This is a genomic window from Xanthomonas sp. SS (genome assembly GCF_014236835.1).
Lineage (GTDB): Bacteria > Pseudomonadota > Gammaproteobacteria > Xanthomonadales > Xanthomonadaceae > Xanthomonas_A.
In genome coordinates this window covers 857,118-870,204 of the sequence record NZ_CP051190.1, presented here as the reverse complement: position 1 = coordinate 870,204, position 13,087 = coordinate 857,118, and the positions used below count along the sequence as shown (strand labels likewise).

The window sequence follows — 13,087 nt, the reverse complement described above, 5'->3', positions numbered from 1 at the left end:
ATGAAACTATGGTTGTTCGAGGTGCCCTGAAGTCGCTCCCACAAGGAGGCGCATCGGCTCCGACGGCATCACTCCGATGCGATCTGCGCATGCAGGATGCGGCGGATCTCCAGGATCGCCTGCGGCGTCTCCTGCACGCTGTGCCCGGAGGTGATCACCAGTTCCGATTCGGCGCCATCCAGATGCGCGCTGCGGTACGGCACCAGCCCGTCGTCGGCGACGGCCAGCGGCACCGCCGGGTCGCGCCGGGCGATGATCGAGTTGTAGCGCACGGCTGGCGAAATCGGCAGCTCGGCGGCCGCACGCACGAACGGGTCGGTATCGCGCAGGTTGTCGATGCCGTTGGGCAGGCGCTGCGGCGCGCCGTCCTGGTCGGCCATGTCCTGCATCACTTCGGTGAAACGCTGCAGCAAGGTCACCGGCAGGCGGATCAGCCCGCCGACCAGACGGCCGATGCGGCCCTCGGCGAACGAGGTGCCGCGGTGCGGCGCGGCGATGAAGATGACGCGGTCCACCTGCGGCAGCGGCGCGAAGCGCAACAGCGGCTGCAGGCGCTCGCGGATCCGCGCGCCGCGCTCGCCGCTCAGGTCGCGGCCGGCGAGCAGGTCGTTCCAGATGCGCTCGCCGGAGTTGCTGACCAGCAGCCGCGCGATCACTCCGCCCATGCTGTGGCCGATCAGCACCATGTGCCGCGAGGCCGGCGCCTGCCCCTGCGGATCGAAATCGTGCAGGGTCTGCTGCAGCAAGGTTTCGATCTGCGCGCGGTTCCAGGCGATCGGCATGTTGGTCGGGTAGTAGACCTGCCAGATCTGGTAGTGGCGGCGCAGTTGCTCGTCGCCCATGATCTCGTTGGCGACGTTGACCCAGGCTTCGGGACTGCTGCCCAGGCCGTGCAGCATCAGCACGATGCGCCGGTTCGGGTCGTAGGGCTGCATCAGGTACAGGTGCGGCTGCTCGATGCCGTGTTCGCGCCCCAGCATCGAGCGCAACGACTGCTTGGCGAATCCCGAACGCGCCAGCCACAGGCCGTAGGCGGCAGTGAAATTGGCCGCCAGCGGCAGCCGCTGGCCGTGCACCACGACCTCGTTGTCGCGATACGGATCGTAGGGCGCGATCACCAAGCTACGCGTGTCCAGCACCTGCGCCAGGCTGTCGCCTTCGAAGCGCAGCAGCACGGTGGTCGGCGCGTACGAAAGTTCGCTGTAGCCGGCGGTGTCGGCGACCGCTTGCCCTGGCTTCGCGACAGCCATGATCGCGGTCGGATCGCCGACCTGCGCCGGCGACACCTCCGCCACCAGCTCGGCGCCGAAGCCATCGCGGCGATAGGTGCTGCGCAGGCCGTCGAAACGCAGCGAGGCGGCAGGCACCATCGCATTCGGCCGCGCCACCCCGCCCGGCAGGCGGAAACTGTCCAGCTCCGCGCGCACCTGCCAGCCGGCGGCGGGCAGCGTGTCGTCGTCGCGCAATTCGCCGCTGGCGCTGCGCGCGCGCCAACGTTCGAACAGCGCGCCGGCCACGTGCTGCACCGCGTAGTTGTAGTAGTCGCGCACCTGGGTCTGCCGGTCTTCGAAGGCGCGCGCGCTGGCCGGGCGTTCGGTATAGAACAGGTAGGCATAGGCGTAGCGCGCGGTTTCCAGCCATGCCTGCAAGGCCGCATCGTCGAGCGCGACGGTCCCCTTCGGCGTACGCGTCGTCGCCGCACGCAACCACAGCTCCGACAACGTCGCCAGGCGGCGTTCCTCGTCCAGCCCCTGCACCGTGCGCAGTTGCGCGGCGCAGACGGGGATGTCGGCCTCGCAGGGCTTGCGCTCGATCGCGACCACGCGCAGCGTTTCCTGGCTGGCGTCGCTGAGTTCGCCGGTGCTGAGCACGTCGCCACGCTTGGTGGCGATGTAATCGCCGGCCGCGCGCGACTGCACGGTGACCATGGCGCAACCGGACCCGGCGAGCAGGCCCACGGCCAGCAGCGCACGCGCCGCCAGCTGCCGCATCGCGTATGCCGCGCGCATCAGCGGGGTACTCCGGACGGTTCTTCGCCGGGGATGCCTTCGCGGATACGCTGCGAAAAATCGGCGCCGGTGCCGGCCTGGCGCGCGCGCTCGCCGATGCGCCCGCGCGCCTGCAGCGTGGCCAGCGCGTAGCCAGGCACGAAGCCGTGCTGCGCGTACACGTACGACGGCAGGTAGCCGGACAGCAACAAGCGGTAGTCCAGCGGCAGTTGCGGTTCGAACTTGCGCACCAGCTCGAACACGATGGTGGTGCAGTTGCTGGTGGCGGTGTTATAGAACTTCGGCGTGCGCTGCAGCTGCTGCGCGCGCGCCACGTAGCCCATGAACAGCTGGCGCAGCTGCGCGCGCGGAATGTTCAGCCGGTACAGGTAGACGTCTTCGCCGCGCACGTTGCTGCGCACCGCGAGGATGTCGCGCTCGTCGGCGGCGATCATCGCCTGTTCGAAATTGCGGAAGAACCCGGCCAGCGCGGAGAACGATTCGCCGCGTTCCCTGCGGATCTCCAGCGAGAACACTACCCGGCGGCCGTCGTCGAAGCCGAACGAGACCAGGGTGTGGGCGATCGCCGGGCCCATCCAGTAGGACAGCGCCAGGTCCGCCGAGACCAGCCGGTCCAGGTCGTACTGGCGGGTTTCCCAGCGCGGCGTGTAGTCGCTGTCGCTGCGCCAGGCGAAATTGCGCACGTTGTGCAGGGTGACGAGGTGGCCATCGACCTGCGGCTGCAGCGGCTGCGCCACGTCGTCGGCCCAGTCGCGGTTCTGCTCGGGCAGCAACTGCGACCAGCCGAACACCAGGCCGGCGCAGGCAACGGCGAAGATCCACGGCAGCACGCGGTACTCGCGCGGATGGCGCAGGCCCCACAGTGCGGCGCCGCCCATCGCCAGCCACAGCAGCGCCGAGGCGTAGCGCACCAGATTGCCGGTATGCGGCAGGTAGGCCAGGAACAGACCGCCCCAGACGCTGGCCAGCACGATCGCCAGCGCCACCATGGCGCGCAGCAGGCGTGCCGGCCAGCGCCGTTGCGGGGCCTTGCGCGCGGCGATCGCGGCGGCAGCGCGGCCCTGCCCTCGCCCGCGACGCAGGCTCATAGCGTCGCCGCCGCCGCGGGCGTGGCCAGCGCATGGCACAGCAGCCGGCAACCGCGCAGCGCCAGGGCCTTGCGTTCGGCTTCGTCGCTGCCACGCTGGCAGGCGCCGAGCATGTCCAGCAACAGGCTGAGGTCGTCGCCGTCCAGGCCCGGGCGGCACAGGCCGGCATCGGTGGCGCGCTGCAGGAACGGCAGCAAGATCGCCATCAGCCGCGCATGCGCCACTTCGATCTGCGGATGGTCGCGCGGCATCGAGCGCCAATAGTCGGCCAGCGGCGCGGACATCGCGATGTGCTCGGCGACATCGCGCAGCAGCAGGAACAGGCCGTCGGGGCGCTCGCCGATATCGCGCGCGCAGCCTTCCAGCCCATCCAGGGCGCGCTGCAGGAGCGCGATCATCAGGTCGGTGCGATCGGCGAAATTGCGGTACAGCGTGGCCCGGCCCAAGCCGGAGCGCTCGACCACCAACTCCAGCGGCGCCAGCACGCCGTGCTCGCAGAACACTTCGTCGGCCGCGTCGAGCAGCAGGCGGCGGCGTTGGGCGGCATCGGGTCGCATCTCCATGCCGCAGATTATCGGACAATTTTGTCCGCTTGCAAGCGCCGCGTTGGCCGGACCGCGTCCGGCACCCCCGGCAACGCTGCGGCAAGCGCCGTTGCGGGGGGCCCACGCGGCGACCGTCAGCCGGTGTTCTGCACGCCCTGCGAGACGCCGTTGACGCAGGCCACCAACGCCCGCAGCAGGTCCTCGTCCTCGCCGTCGGTGGCCCGCCAGCGCTGCAGCAGGTCCACCTGCAACACGCTGATCGGATCGATGTAGGGATTGCGCAGGCGGATCGACAACGCCAGCCGCGGGTCGTGCTGCAGCAGCGACGCCTGCCCGGTCAGCGTCTTCACCCAGCCCTTGGTCAGCGCCAGTTCGTCGCGGATGCGCGGGAAGAAGCGCTCGTGCAGCGGCCCGGCCAGGCGCGAGAACATCTCGGCGATGTTGAGGTCGCCCTTGGACAGCACCATGGCGATGTCGTCGAGGAAGGTGCGGAAGAACGGCCAATCGGCGGCCATCTCGCGCAGCGTGTCCTCATGGCCCGCTTCCACCGCCGCGCGCAGGCCGCTGCCGACGCCGTACCAGCCCGGGATCACCGCACGCGCCTGGCTCCACGCGAACACCCACGGGATCGCGCGCAGGTTGTCCAGCGCCGCGTCCTGGCCCAGCCGCCGCGACGGCCGCGAGCCCAGGGTCATCCGTTCGATCACGTCGATCGGCGTGGCCAGGCGGAAATAGCGCATGAATTCGGCATCGCCGACGAAGCTGCGGTAGGCGCGGGTGCTGTGCTCGGCGACGATGTCCATCACCGGCCGCCACGCCTCTTCGCGCGCGTCCGCCGCGCGCGGACGCATGCTCGACAGCAGCACCGCGCCGGTCATCTGCTCCAGCGAACGCAGCGCCAGCGCGCGGATGCCGTACTTGCGATGGATCACTTCGCCCTGCTCGGTCACCCGCAGGCGGCCATCGACGCTGCCGCGCGGCGCCGCTTCCAGTGCGCGCGTGGTCTTGCCGCCGCCGCGCACGATGGAACCGCCGCGGCCATGGAAGAAGGTAAGGCGGATGCCGAGGTCGGCGGCCGCATCCAGCAGTTCCACCTGCGCGCGTTGCAGGCCCCAGCGCGAGGCGGCGATGCCGCCGTCCTTGCCGCTGTCCGAATAGCCGAGCATCACCATCTGCACGTCGTTGCGCGCGGCCAGGTGACGGCGGTAGACCGGGTCGGCGAGCAGGTCGCGCAGCGTGTCGGTGCCGCCGCGCAGGTCGTCCACGGTCTCGAACAGCGGCACGATGTCCAGCGGCACCGCGCCTTGCGCATCGACCAGGCCGCCGCGCCGCGCCAGGGCGAGTACGGTCAGCACGTCGGCGCGGTTGTGCGCCATGCTGATGATGTAGCTGCCCAGCGCATCGGCGCCGTGGCGTGCGCGCGCATCGGCGAGCGCGGCGAACACCGCGTCCAGGCGCGCGTTGCCGGCATCCTCGGGCGCTGCGGGCAGGGTCTGCTCGCCGCCGGCATAGGCGCCGAGCACGCTGGCGCGGTCCTGCGCCGAACGCGCATCCCAATCGTCCTCGCCCAGCGCCGCGGCGACCGCGCGCGCATGCACGCTGGACTCCTGGCGCACGTCCAGCCGCGCCAGGTGGAAGCCGAAACTGCGCACCCGCCACAGCAGCCGGCGCACCGCGAACCAGCCGGCGTGCAGGCCCTTGTTGGCCTGCAGGCTGTCGAGGATCAACTGCAGGTCCTGCTCCAGCTCGGCCGGTGCGGCATAGGCGCCCGGCGCGTCGTCCAGCGTCGCCTGCAGGCGCGCGCGCATCAGGTCGTTGAGCAGGCGGTACGGCATGTCGGCATGGCGCGGCCGCGAGTGCGCCGCGGCCTCAGGCAGCAGCTGCCGGTAGCGTTCCAGCTGCGCCAGCAGCGCATCGCTGACCGCCACCAGCGTGGTCGATTGGCTGAGCAGGCTGGCCAGCTGCCACAGCTCCTTCAGATAACGGTCCAGCACCGCGCGGCGTTGCGCGTCGAGCGTGGCGGTGATGGTGCCGGCATCCACGTTCGGATTGCCGTCCATGTCGCCGCCGACCCAGGTGCCGAAACGCAGCAACCGCGGCAGCGGCACCGGCTCGCCGTAGGTCTCCTCGATCGCGTGCTCCAGGGTCTCGTACATCACCGGGATCACCCGGTACAGCACCTGGGTCAGGTAGAAGCCGACGTGCTCGCGCTCGTCTTCCACCGTCGGCCGCACCGGCGAGGAATCGGCGGTCTGCCACGAGGCGGTCAGCGCCATGCGGAAACGCGCCGCATCGGTGGCGCGCTCGCCGGGGGTGCGCATGCCGTCGAGGTTGTCGACCAGGCTGGCGACCATCAGCTGTTCTTTCTCCAGCAGCGCGCGGCGCACCGCTTCGGTCGGGTGCGCGGTGAACACCGGCTCCACGTCGATGCGCGGCAGCCATTGGCCCAGTTCCTGCGCGCTCACCCCCTGCGCCTTGAGCCGGCGCAGCGCATCGTGCAGGCCGTCCGGCTGCGGCGTATCGGCGCTGTTGCGCTGGTAGTCGCGGCGGCGGCGGATGCGGTGCACGCGTTCGGCGATGTTGACCACCTGGAAGTACGTACTGAAGGCACGCACCAGCGCCTCGGCATCGCGCGGCGTGCGGCCGTACAGCTGCTCGCTCAGCGACGACGGCGGTGCATCGCTCTCGCGGCGCGCGATCGCGGTGGTGCGAACGGTTTCGATCTCGTCGAGGAACTCCGCAGACACCTGCTCGGCGAGCAGGTCGCCCACCAGCGCCCCCAGTCGGCGCACGTCGTCGCGCAAGGGGATATCGGGCGTGGCAAATACGATGCTGCTGCGGTACTCGTTCATCGGAAACGCATGGCTCGGCTGTGGGGGCGCCGCAAGACTAACCCAAAAGTATTAGTCCCTCGCCGGGCGTGGTAACGGTTTCATAGCGAACCATCGCCCCGCCGTGCAAGGTCACCAGGACTGGTGGGAGCGACTTCGGTCGCGACGACGCCAAGCCAGAAGCCTCGCGACTGAAGCCGCCCTGCAGATGCCAGGCATCCTCGGCAACGCAGGCCGCTTGGCTCCCCGGCCGAAGGGCGAGACCCCGGTGCGGGCCGTCGCCGGATGACCGGCGTGCGCCGCGTCCCAGGCCGCAGCGCCCCCATTCAAGCACCTCACATCGCAGCCGCTATAATTGGTTATCCCTCCGCCGAGGGGCGCTGCGACCGTGTCGATGCGAGGCTTTCCGCCTGCAGACCCGGCCAGGCTCGGCGGCAGGCTTGAGCGACAACGGCGCCCGGACCTTCGCGAGTTTTCTCGCCATTGACCGGAGCATTACCGATGAACGCTGTACGCAAGAGCTTTTCCACCGAGGGCGACTACAAGGTCGCCGACATCTCCCTGGCCGATTGGGGCCGCAAGGAGCTGGACATCGCCGAGCACGAGATGCCGGGCCTGATGTCGATCCGCCGCCAGTACGCCACCGCCAAGCCGCTGGCCGGCGTGCGCGTGACCGGCTCGCTGCACATGACCATCCAGACCGCGGTGCTGATCGAGACGCTGAAGGACATCGGCGCCGACGTGCGCTGGGCCTCGTGCAACATCTTCTCCACCCAGGACCACGCCGCCGCGGCGATCGCCGTCACCGGCACCCCCGTGTTCGCCTGGAAGGGCGAGAGCCTGGAGGAATACTGGGACTGCACCCTCGACGCGCTGACCTTCACCCTGGCCGACGGCACCCAGACCGGCCCGGAGCTGGTGGTGGACGACGGCGGCGACGTCACCCTGCTGATCCACAAGGGTTACGAGCTGGAGAACGGCTCCAAGTGGGTAGACGAACCCGCCTCCTCGCACGAAGAGCAGGTGATCAAGGACCTGCTCAAGCGCGTGGCGGTCGAGCGCCCCGGCTACTGGACCCGCGTGGTCAAGGACTGGAAGGGCGTGTCCGAAGAGACCACCACCGGCGTGCACCGCCTGTACCAGCTGGCCGAGGCCGGCACCCTGCTGGTGCCGTCGATCAACGTCAACGACTCGGTGACCAAGAGCAAGTTCGACAACCTGTACGGCTGCCGCGAGTCGCTGGCCGACGGCCTCAAGCGCGCGATGGACGTGATGCTGGCCGGCAAGGTCGCCGTGGTCTGCGGCTACGGCGACGTCGGCAAGGGCTCGGCGCACAGCCTGCGCGCCTACGGCGCCCGCGTCATCGTCACCGAGATCGACCCGATCTGCGCGCTGCAGGCTGCGATGGAAGGCTTCGAGGTCAACACCGTCGAAGACAGCCTGGGCCAGGCCGACATCTACGTCACCACCACCGGCAACAAGGACATCATCCGCATCGAGCACCTGACGCAGATGAAGGACCAGGCCATCGTCTGCAACATCGGCCACTTCGACAACGAGATCCAGGTCGAGGCGCTGTACAAGTACCCCGGCGTGCAGAAGATCAACATCAAGCCGCAGGTGGACAAGTTCGTGTTCCCGAACGGCAACGCGATCTTCCTGCTGGCCGAAGGCCGTCTGGTCAACCTGGGCTGCGCCACCGGCCACCCCAGCTTCGTGATGTCCAACAGCTTCGCCAACCAGACCCTGGCGCAGATCGACCTGTGGCAGAACAAGGACAGCTACGAGAAGCAGGTCTACCGCCTGCCGAAGAAGCTGGACGAAGAAGTGGCGCGCCTGCACCTGGAAAAGATCGGCGTGAAGCTGACCACGCTCAGCGACGACCAGGCCGCCTACCTCGGCGTCTCGGTCGACGGTCCGTACAAGCCGGAGCATTACCGGTACTGAGTGGTCGGCGGGTTTGTCCGCCGGACGCGAAGAGCTAATAAGTAGAACGGGCGCCGAAAGGCGCCCGTTTTTTGTTGGTAACCAGGGCGACCTAGAGACATCCGACCATGACGCAGACGACGAGCTCCACCGACCAGTGGTCGCTTGTGCTTCATGGAGGCGAGCGATAGCATCGCCCCGCATACATCCATGGATAGGACCGTCATGATCAGACGCGGAAGCGATGCAGACAGAGCGTCGCGATGGCCTGAAGGTCTACTCAGTCCTTCACCCATGCGCATCCCCAACAGCAATCGACGACCAGCGCTCATGACGTGGTCATTGCCATGCCTCGTCATGCTTCTGCTTTCGCTAGGCTGCGCCAGGAACCTGCAGCACAAACAACTGACGGATATTCCATTGGCCGAGAAACCCGCCATTCCGTCGACCGAGTCCGCATGCAAGGCAGCCGGGCAATTCTGGTCGGAGCAGGGCTTGCCCGGCAGTCCGAAATCCTGCGCGGTGAAGACGACCGATGCATTCAAGATATGCACCGACAGCCTGCACTGCCAGGGAAGCTGCCTGGTCGCGAAAAACCTGCCGTTGGGTGCCAAAGCGATCGGCAGTTGCTCGGAATGGGTAGCAAACTTCAGCTGCTACAAATACATCGAAGATGGACGGGTGCGCATGCTCTGCGCGGATTGAGCAGGCAGCGTAACCCCCCTGCTCTGCGGTCAAAACCGCCCATGCAAGCCAGGCGCCCTCAACCCGGTACGGGTCCGATGAGTGACATCCCATGAAACGCATCGCAGCCTCGGCATTAACCGCAGTCACGGCGCTCTTGCTGATTGCGATTGCCGCATTCGCCTGCTACGACATGGTGGCGTTCCAGCCGCGCCGAGCGGAGATCCAGGCGCTCCTCAAGCGCGCTCCAGCGCAGGATCGTAATCCGCCGGTACTGATTCGCCGCTATATCCTTGCGTCGCACCAAGCCGACTATCCGCCTACCGCGGCCGTCGCCCGCATGCTGCTGGCGCGCCTGGATGTACCGCGCGATGGAGGCATGCTCGCCTGGCATGCGCGCACGGTGCTCTGGGATCGACTGGTCTGGCTGCACCTGTCGCAGGACGAGATCGTGGCGCTATACACCACCTTGTCCTACAACGGCTCGGGCCTTGGCCTCAGCCAGCTGTCGCAGCGGCTGTACGCGAAACCGTTGAGTGCGCTGTCCGAGCCCGAAGCGGCCACGGTCGTTGCGATTCTCTGGTCGCCTGGCCTGTACCTGAGCGACAGGTCGCGCCTGGATCGGCGACGGGACCGCTTGATGGCAAGAGTACGGGCTGCACGTTGACGATACGCTCGTCACACGGCATGGCCGGCTCCGCTCAGGCGCCCGCTTTATTTCGGAAAGAGATTTTCTGGAATCGATGGATGCGCCCGTTGAATTGACACCACCATATTGAGTTGGCAACTCTGGCTACCTGACGCCAAGCGGAAGGGCTCATGCAAGCGGAAGGGCTCATATTGAAACCTCGCCGGCTGCTCGGCCCTAGCCGTTGCGGGTGCGAGCTGAAGAGGGAACGCTTGAGCGTGTCCAGCAATGCGCTTGGGGCCGTACCCTCACCCCAACCCCTCTCCCGGTGGGAGAGGGGCTAAGGCATGGTCCTCTGGGCGGATGCTCAGAGCCGCAGACTGATGCTCAGAGCCGCAGACTGATGCTCAGAACCGCAGGCTCAGGCCCAGGGTGAAGGCGCGGCCATAGCGGGAGTAGCCCTGCGAGAGCAGCGGGTTGCCGTTGATGCTGTAGGTCTGCTCGTCGTCCAGCAGGTTCTGGCCTTCCAGGCTGAGGCTCAGCATGTCGTTGACTTCGTAGGACACGTGCGCGGTCAGCCAGGTGATCTTGTCGGCCTGTTCGTTGTAGCCGGCGCCCAGCACGTTGACCGCGGTGACGAAACCGTCGGTGTGGTCGGCGGTGGCGCCGATCGACCACGGCCCCTTCTCGTACATCACCCCGAGCGAGTACACCGACGGCGCGATGCCTTCCAGCGGGCGCTCCTCGCCGTTGACCCAGCTGCGCGACCAGTTGCGGGTGTACTGCGCGCGGAAGCCCAGGCCGTTGTCCCAGAAATGCTGCAGGCCGGCCTCGATGCCGCGGACCTTGGCGTAGTCGCCGTTGATCGGCCGCATCACGTTGAACAGGTGGCCCGGCACGCCGATGTCCTGGTTCGGCTCCCAGCTGGTGGTGATCTGGTTTTCGATGCGCTTGTAGAACACCGCCACGTTGGCGATGGACTGTTCGGCGAAATACCACTCCAACGACAGGTCGCCCTGCTTGGCGCTGTAGGGCTTGAGGTTGACGTTGCCGCCGTAGATCTGGGTGAACTCGCCCCAGGACACGCTGGCGGTGGTGTTGGTCGGCGCCAGCTTGTCCACCGAGGGGCGCGCCATGGTCTTGGCCGCGCCCGCGCGCAGCAGCAGGTCGTCGCTGAAGCGCCAGGTGAAGTTGCCCGACGGCAGCACGAAGGTGTAGTCGCCGTCCTGCACGATCGCGGTCGGCTCGGCGTATTCGGCGGTGTAGTTGAACGCGCCGTTCTCGGTGATGCTGAGGATCTTCGCGTCCCAGGCCTGCGCGCGGGTGCGGGTTTTGACCAGGCGCACGCCGACATCGGCGTTCCAGCGCTCGCCGGACAGGTCGGCCTGCACGTAGAAGGCGTTGGTCTTCTCCTCGACCCGGTAGCTTTCCAGCGGGTTCCACTGCGGCGCGGCCAGCGCGTAGTCGTAGGTGCTGCCGTCCGGGCGCGGGTTGCCGTCGTAGGCCCGCAACTGCGCAAGATAGTTGGGCACGTCGAAGGCCAGGAACGTGCGCGGGAACGTGGACCCCACCTTGTCCATGAAATGCGGCAGGGCGAAGGTGTGATCGAGCACATTGCCGCCCAGCGCGCCGACGTTGATCGCGTTGTCGCCGGAATAGTAGTCGGCGCCGCCGTTGAGGGTGTTGTTGATCAGGTCGCGGCGCTTGCTGCGCTCGGTGCGGGTCACCCCGAAATGCAGGTTGTCCACGCCCCACTGGCCGACGTACAACTTGCCGCCGATAGTGCCGCCGGTGATCTCGTCGGCGATGTTGTCGCCGCGCAGTTCCATGTAATGCGTGTTGAAGTCGGTGTCGGTGAACTGGCCGTTGGCCAGGCCGGTGGCGAGGTCGCGACCGTCGTCGAAACTGGCGGTGACGTTGGGCACGGCGTTGCGGCCGAGGGTGATGCGGGTGGTGTTGGGCTGGTTCATGCGCAGCACCACGTAGGTGTCCTGGCCGCCGGAATAGCGCTTGGAGGTGGAGCGGTACAGGTCGCCGGTCAGGGTCAGGCTGTCGCTGGCCTTCCATTGCCCGTTGATGCCGTACAGGTCGGTGTCGACCACCCGGTGCTCGGTCTGGTTGAGGATCTCCGGATTCATGCGCAGCTCTGGATCCGGGTTGTCCAGGGTGAGGCCGGTGACGATGCCGTTCTGCACGGTGATGTCGGACCAGCGTCCCGGCGCGAACAACGGGTAGTACGACTGCTGGTAGGACACCTGCGGCGAATCGAGGCGGGTCTTGAGCCCGTCGACGACGATGCGCACGTCGTCGTTCGGCCGCCACTCGAACTTGCCGGAGAAGGCGCGGCGCTTCTTGTCCTCCAGGATCGAGCCGACGCGGAACTGGCCCGGCGCGATCAGCCCGTATTCGTCTGGATCCAGCTGGCCATTGCCGTTGGGATCGATATTGCCGCCCCAGGCGTTGCCGCCCCAGCTCGGGTCGCTCGGGTCGGGATTGCGGGTCCAGCCGCCGTCGTTGCCGGCGATGTCGGTGCGGTCCTTGCGCTCGGCGTAGACCACGCCCAGCAGCACGCCGAACGTGTCGTCGAGAAAAGTGTTGCTGTAGGCCGCCGACAGCTTGCGGCCGTTGAGTTCGGACATCTGGTTGCGGTCGCCTTCGGCGCGGACGATCGCGTGCTGGCCCTTCTGGTCGAACGGGCTGGCCGAGCGCAGGTTGATCAGGCCGCCGATCGCGCCTTCGGTCAGCACCGATTGCGCGCCCTTGACCACGTCGGCGCCACTGATCACGTCGGCCGGCAGCACGTCGTAGGCGAAATCGCGCCCGGCGCCGTCGGTGGCCAGGATGCGGCCGTTGAAGGTGGTGAGCGTGTATTCCGGGCCGAGTCCGCGCACGCTGACCTTCTGCCCTTCGCCGCCGGCGGTGCGGGTGATGGACACGCCGGTGATGTGGCTGAGCGAATCGGCCACGTTGTCGTCCGGGAAACGGCCCAGCTCCAGCGCGCTGATCGAATCCTGCACCGTCGCCGCGTCGCGCTTGAGTTCGGTGGAACGCGCCAGGGCGGCGCGCACGCCGGTGACCTGGATCGTCTCCAGGTCGACCGGATTCTGGCTTGCCTCGGCGTTGCTGCTGGTGGCGCTGCCCGGCGCCGGCTGCACCTGCGGCGAGACCGGTACGGCGTCCTGGGACCAAGCCGTGGCCGGCATCAGCAGGGCAAGGGCGATGGCATGGAACAGGCTGTGGCGATGCGGACGAACGGCGTTCACGGGCGGTCTCCTGGGCTGGCGGGCGTAGGACGGCGGTGCGGGGGCCAGATGAAAAGCAACGAAACCGAGCCTATATCATGTTTCGTTTTGTATCAATAGCGAAATGTAACGAA

Annotated in this window: 8 protein-coding genes and 1 riboswitch; of the genes, 3 read left to right on the top strand and 5 right to left on the bottom strand. The window is 67.7% G+C overall.

From position 1 onward, the window contains the following. Positions 1–68: 68 nt before the first annotated feature. The 4 genes from HEP74_RS03740 to ppc form a co-directional block, all read right to left on the bottom strand. A complete protein-coding gene (locus tag HEP74_RS03740) occupies positions 69–2,009 on the bottom strand; it encodes an esterase/lipase family protein (RefSeq protein ID WP_185815243.1) in 1,941 nt (646 codons plus the stop codon). Continuing rightward, positions 2,009–2,998 (bottom strand): Lnb N-terminal periplasmic domain-containing protein, encoded by a 990-nt coding sequence (locus HEP74_RS03735; RefSeq protein WP_185816491.1) that lies wholly within the window; start codon positions 2,996–2,998, stop codon positions 2,009–2,011. Before HEP74_RS03735 ends, HEP74_RS03740 begins: the two co-directional genes overlap by 1 nt. 95 nt (positions 2,999–3,093) lie before the next feature. Then, on the bottom strand, positions 3,094–3,660 hold the full coding sequence (locus HEP74_RS03730) for a TetR/AcrR family transcriptional regulator (protein WP_185815242.1): 567 nt from the start codon (positions 3,658–3,660) through the stop codon (positions 3,094–3,096). Positions 3,661–3,776: 116 nt separating this feature from the next. Further along, positions 3,777–6,494 carry a phosphoenolpyruvate carboxylase gene (gene ppc / locus HEP74_RS03725; protein ID WP_185815241.1) on the bottom strand — a complete coding sequence of 906 codons (2,718 nt, stop codon included), beginning with the start codon at positions 6,492–6,494 and terminating at the stop codon, positions 3,777–3,779. Positions 6,495–6,839: 345 nt separating this feature from the next. Beyond that, positions 6,840–6,939, top strand: a riboswitch (S-adenosyl-L-homocysteine riboswitch). 35 nt (positions 6,940–6,974) lie between these two features. On the opposite strand from ppc, the gene ahcY reads away from it, so the two are divergent. From ahcY to HEP74_RS03710, 3 genes are all read left to right on the top strand, one after another. After that, entirely contained in the window at positions 6,975–8,420 is a 1,446-nt protein-coding gene (gene ahcY / locus HEP74_RS03720) for an adenosylhomocysteinase (RefSeq protein WP_185815240.1), read from the top strand. Between the two features lie 336 nt (positions 8,421–8,756). Next, complete coding sequence (locus HEP74_RS03715; RefSeq protein ID WP_185815239.1) at positions 8,757–9,104, top strand: hypothetical protein; 348 nt, start codon at positions 8,757–8,759, stop codon at positions 9,102–9,104. Between the two features lie 91 nt (positions 9,105–9,195). Continuing rightward, the gene (locus HEP74_RS03710; RefSeq protein ID WP_185815238.1) at positions 9,196–9,750 is read left to right on the top strand and encodes a transglycosylase domain-containing protein; all 555 of its coding nucleotides are present in this window, start codon (positions 9,196–9,198) and stop codon (positions 9,748–9,750) included. A 368-nt stretch (positions 9,751–10,118) separates the two neighbouring features. On the opposite strand, the gene HEP74_RS03705 is transcribed toward HEP74_RS03710, so the two are convergent. Next, positions 10,119–12,974 (bottom strand): TonB-dependent receptor, encoded by a 2,856-nt coding sequence (locus HEP74_RS03705; protein WP_255427883.1) that lies wholly within the window; start codon positions 12,972–12,974, stop codon positions 10,119–10,121. Positions 12,975–13,087 lie beyond the last annotated feature (113 nt).

Bases quoted from the DNA above. Each gene is read 5' to 3' on its own strand.
- ahcY (WP_185815240.1), top strand. From the start codon at position 6,975: ATGAACGCTGTACGCAAGAGCTTTTCCACCGAGGGCGACTACAAGGTC.
- HEP74_RS03715 (WP_185815239.1), top strand. From the start codon at position 8,757: ATGCTTCTGCTTTCGCTAGGCTGCGCCAGGAACCTGCAGCACAAACAA.
- ppc (WP_185815241.1), bottom strand. From the start codon at position 6,494: ATGAACGAGTACCGCAGCAGCATCGTATTTGCCACGCCCGATATCCCC.
- HEP74_RS03740 (WP_185815243.1), bottom strand. From the start codon at position 2,009: ATGCGCGCGGCATACGCGATGCGGCAGCTGGCGGCGCGTGCGCTGCTG.
- HEP74_RS03730 (WP_185815242.1), bottom strand. From the start codon at position 3,660: ATGGAGATGCGACCCGATGCCGCCCAACGCCGCCGCCTGCTGCTCGAC.
- HEP74_RS03710 (WP_185815238.1), top strand. From the start codon at position 9,196: ATGAAACGCATCGCAGCCTCGGCATTAACCGCAGTCACGGCGCTCTTG.
- HEP74_RS03735 (WP_185816491.1), bottom strand. From the start codon at position 2,998: ATGGTGGCGCTGGCGATCGTGCTGGCCAGCGTCTGGGGCGGTCTGTTC.